This window comes from Novosphingobium sp. (genome assembly GCF_040079535.1).
Classification (GTDB): Bacteria; Pseudomonadota; Alphaproteobacteria; order Sphingomonadales; family Sphingomonadaceae; genus Novosphingobium.
Genome location: NZ_JBEBKB010000078.1, coordinates 1 through 3,602 on the forward strand (window position 1 = coordinate 1; position 3,602 = coordinate 3,602).

At 59.3% G+C, this 3,602-nt stretch carries 3 protein-coding genes and 1 pseudogene; 2 read left to right on the plus strand and 2 right to left on the minus strand.

Translation table 11 applies throughout. The annotated features are described in order from the left end of the window. Positions 1–205 precede the first annotated feature (205 nt). Positions 206–2,218: a spermidine synthase gene (locus ABL914_RS13785; protein WP_391563765.1), complete on the plus strand. Its 2,013-nt coding sequence runs from the start codon at positions 206–208 to the stop codon at positions 2,216–2,218. A gap of 50 nt (positions 2,219–2,268) precedes the next feature. Here ABL914_RS13785 and def read toward each other — a convergent pair whose 3' ends face one another. Then, on the minus strand, positions 2,269–2,835 hold the full coding sequence (gene def / locus ABL914_RS13790) for a peptide deformylase (RefSeq protein WP_391563766.1): 567 nt from the start codon (positions 2,833–2,835) through the stop codon (positions 2,269–2,271). 33 nt (positions 2,836–2,868) lie between these two features. Beyond that, entirely contained in the window at positions 2,869–3,465 is a 597-nt protein-coding gene (gene recR, locus ABL914_RS13795; protein WP_391563767.1) for a recombination mediator RecR, read from the minus strand. On the opposite strand from recR, the pseudogene ABL914_RS13800 reads away from it, so the two are divergent. Next, positions 3,434–3,602, plus strand: a pseudogene (locus ABL914_RS13800) (methionyl-tRNA formyltransferase); the annotation flags it as partial. The gene recR and the pseudogene ABL914_RS13800 sit on opposite strands and share 32 nt — an antisense overlap.

A 3,602-nucleotide genomic window follows, 5' to 3' on the forward strand; every position in this document is an offset into this window, starting at 1 on the left:
CCGAAAACGACGCTGAGAAAATCCATTCAAAACCGGCCATACATCTGGAACGAAGTGCGAACATAAACTGCTTTGCCGAACAGCACAAGCGGAGCATCTGCTTGCCCACAACTTCGCGCACAACCGGGCAAAACCGCGCAGCGTTGATGGATTGTTAACTATATTCGTCCTACCGCTTCTTGCGAAGATCCAGGGGAATACGTTCATGAATACCAAAGCGACTGGCCCGATTGATGCCAAAGGCCAATCCCATGCCCAGCGGCGCCTGGTTGCTTCGGCAGCCATGATGCTGTTTGTAGAACTGGCGCTGATCCGCTGGCTCGGCTCGAACGTTGTCCACCTTTCGTATTTCTCGAACTTCGTGCTGCTGGGATCGTTCCTGGGGATCGGCGCGGGCTTCCTGATCAGCCGCAAGGAATGGTCGATCTGGCCGTTCTCACTGCCGCTCCTGGCTATGCTCACGGTGATCGTGACGTTCTTTCCTGTCTCGATCGAGCGCAGCGGATCTGACGTCATCTACTTTACCGCACTGGCCTTGACCGGCCCGCCGGCCTGGCTTGCGCTGCCGGTGATTTTCGCGCTGGTCGCAGTGATTATGGCTGGCCCGGCCGAATTGGTGGGGCGCTGCTTTGCCAATCTCGACCCGCTTACCGCCTACCGCTATGATCTGCTTGGCTCTCTCGCTGGAATCGTCATGTTCAGTGCGCTGAGCTTCATGTGGGCACCTTCGCTGGTCTGGGGCGTAATCGTGTCTGTTATGGCAATCGCACTTACCGGCCAAGAGCGCCGCTTGGTCGCAACTGCCTGGTGCGCCTTGCTGCTGGTGGTTCTGGGCCGCGAAACCTTTCAGCCCAATGTCAGCTGGTCGCCCTACTACAAGGTTGAGACCCACGAACCCGGCACACCAAAGCCGGGCGTCAAGCTGATCGTGGTCAACGGCGTTCCGCACCAGTTGATGGCACCGGCCAGCTTCAAGCTTGAACAGGCCGAAGAGATTTATGGCGCGCCCTACCAGCGCACTGCAGGCAACACGCTGGACAACGTGCTTATCGTGGGCGCCGGTTCGGGCTCAGATGTGGCGATCGCGTTGGGCAAAGGGGCAAAACATATCGACGCGGTCGATATCGATCCCCGGATCATGCAGATCGGCCAGCAATACAACATTGACCGCCCTTATGACGATCCTCGCGTCACCCGTCACATAAATGATGGCCGCGCATTTCTGCAGCGGACCGACAAGCAATACGATCTGATCCTGTTCGCGCTGCCGGATTCGCTAACCTTGGTCAGCGGTGCGTCGCAGATCCGGCTCGAAAGCTTTCTGTTCACCCGCGAAGCTCTGGAATCCGTACGCAAAAAGCTTCGGCCTGGTGGCGCGTTTTCGATGTACAACTATTACCGCGAACCGTGGCTGATCGACCGTCTGGCCAACACCGCCGCCGCTGCCTTTGGTCACAAGCCCTGCGTCGATACTTTTTCGGATGCGCAGGCGGTGGTTACCGTGGGTCTGACCCCGGCTGATCAACATTGCGTTAGCGATTGGCAGCCGGTTACCGCCGCCAAGATCATGGCACCGGCCAGCGATAACGCCCCGTTCCTATATTTCCGCGGGGATAATTTTCCACCATTGTACTCTATTGTGTTGGTCCTGATCCTGACAGCCTCGCTGGCAACCGTGCGGGTATTGGGCGGACCGCTGAAGCCGATGCGCCCCTATGCCGACTTGTTCTTCATGGGCGCCGCGTTCCTGCTGCTTGAAACCAAGAATATCGCCACCTTTGCGCTGCTGTTTGGCACCACATGGTTTGTTAACGCGCTGGTCTTTGGCGGAGTTCTGCTGATCGTGCTGGCGGCAGTGGAGGTAACCCGCCGCCTGACAACGCCGCCGCTAAAGGTGGTCTATGCCGCGATCGCCGCTTCGTTAGCCCTGGCCTATGTGGTGCCCGAAGCCTGGCTGCTAGGGCTCGATTTCTGGCCGCGCCTGATCGCCGCCACGCTGCTGGCCTTCACGCCGATCTTCATGGCCAATATCGCCTTTGCCAAACGGTTCCGCGAAAGCGGAGATTCGCAAGCCGCCTTTGCGATCAATCTGTTGGGGACGATTGTTGGCGGATGCCTTGAATATGCGGCGCTATTTACCGGCTACGCCAACCTATTGCTGCTGGTTGGTCTGCTTTACCTGCTGGCTTTCGCGCTGCTGCCCCGGCAGACACACTAAGCTGGAATGCCAATCGTTAGCACAATGGCCTGATCGGAGTTGAAACCCGATCAGGCCGCCTTGCGCAGCTTTTCCAGTTTTTTGAGCGCCATTCCGCGCTTCAGCCGGCTGAGGTGATCGATAAACAGGATCCCTTCAAGGTGATCCATTTCATGCTGCAGGCAAGTTGCCATCAGCCCGTCCATCGCCTCTTCATGGACCTTGCCGTCAAGATCCTGCCAACGCGCACGGATGCTGGCCGGGCGTTCAACATCGGCATAGATATCAGGCACCGATAGGCAGCCTTCTGAATAGACCGCATGGTCGGCCGACGGATCAAGGATCTCGGGATTGATGAACACCCGCGGTTCCTTTTTGGTCGGCTGGTGATGATGGTGATGGCCATCATGGTTGCAGGCTTCGGGCTCCGCATCCTCGTCTTCAGGCTGGAGATCGATCACCAGCACGCGCAGCGGCTCTCCCAGCTGGATCGCGGCAAGGCCAATACCCGGCGCATCGTACATCGTCTCGAACATATCTTCGACTAGAACGCGCAGTTCTGCATTGAACTTGGTTACAGGGACCGAGACCTGCTTGAGGCGGGAATCGGGGACTTCAAGAATTTCGCGGATAGCCATAGCTTGCGCAGATAGTGGGCTTGCAGGAAAATCTCAACCCACTGGTCGCCGCGCCCGAAGCGCCTGCGCCAAAGTTCCCTCGTCAAGGTAATCGAGTTCCCCGCCCACCGGCAGACCGTGGGCAAGCTGGGTGATCCGCACAGGGTAGGCTTCAAGCCGTTCGGCGATGTAGTGCGCGGTGGTCTGGCCTTCCAGCGTGGCGTTCATCGCCAGCACCACTTCATCGATCCCGCCATGCGAGACGCGCTCGATCAGCGCGCTGATCGTCAGATCCTCTGGCCGGATCCCTTCCAGCGCAGAAAGCCGTCCCCCCAGCACATGGTATTTGCCCGCGAACAGCTTGGCCCGGTCAAGCGCCCACAGATCCGCCACCTCTTCTACCACGCACAGCGAGCGCGGATCGCGGCGCGGATCGGTGCAAATCCCACACGGGTTGCTGGTATCAACATTGCCGCAAGTGGCGCATTCGATCAGCCCCTCGCGCACGGCATCCAGCGCAGCCAATAGTGCCACCAGCGAAGTCTCGCGCCGTTTGATCAGCCACAGCACCGCGCGCCGCGCCGAGCGGGGCCCCAATCCCGGGAGCCGCGCCAAGGCGGTGGTCAGTGCTTCGATCTCTTGCGATGCCATGCCCCGACAGATAGGGCGCTCATTCAAGAAAGGCAAAGCCGCCATGCGTGTGATCTTCATGGGAACCCCCGACTTTGCTGTCCCGGCGTTGAAAGCGCTGGTCGCGGCGGGGCATGAGGTGCTGGCCACCTATACCC

What these genes read in the sequence shown, in the direction of transcription:
- def (WP_391563766.1), bottom strand. Translation starts at nt 2,835, where the DNA reads ATGGCTATCCGCGAAATTCTTGAAGTCCCCGATTCCCGCCTCAAGCAG.
- ABL914_RS13785 (WP_391563765.1), top strand. Translation starts at nt 206, where the DNA reads ATGAATACCAAAGCGACTGGCCCGATTGATGCCAAAGGCCAATCCCAT.
- recR (WP_391563767.1), bottom strand. Translation starts at nt 3,465, where the DNA reads ATGGCATCGCAAGAGATCGAAGCACTGACCACCGCCTTGGCGCGGCTC.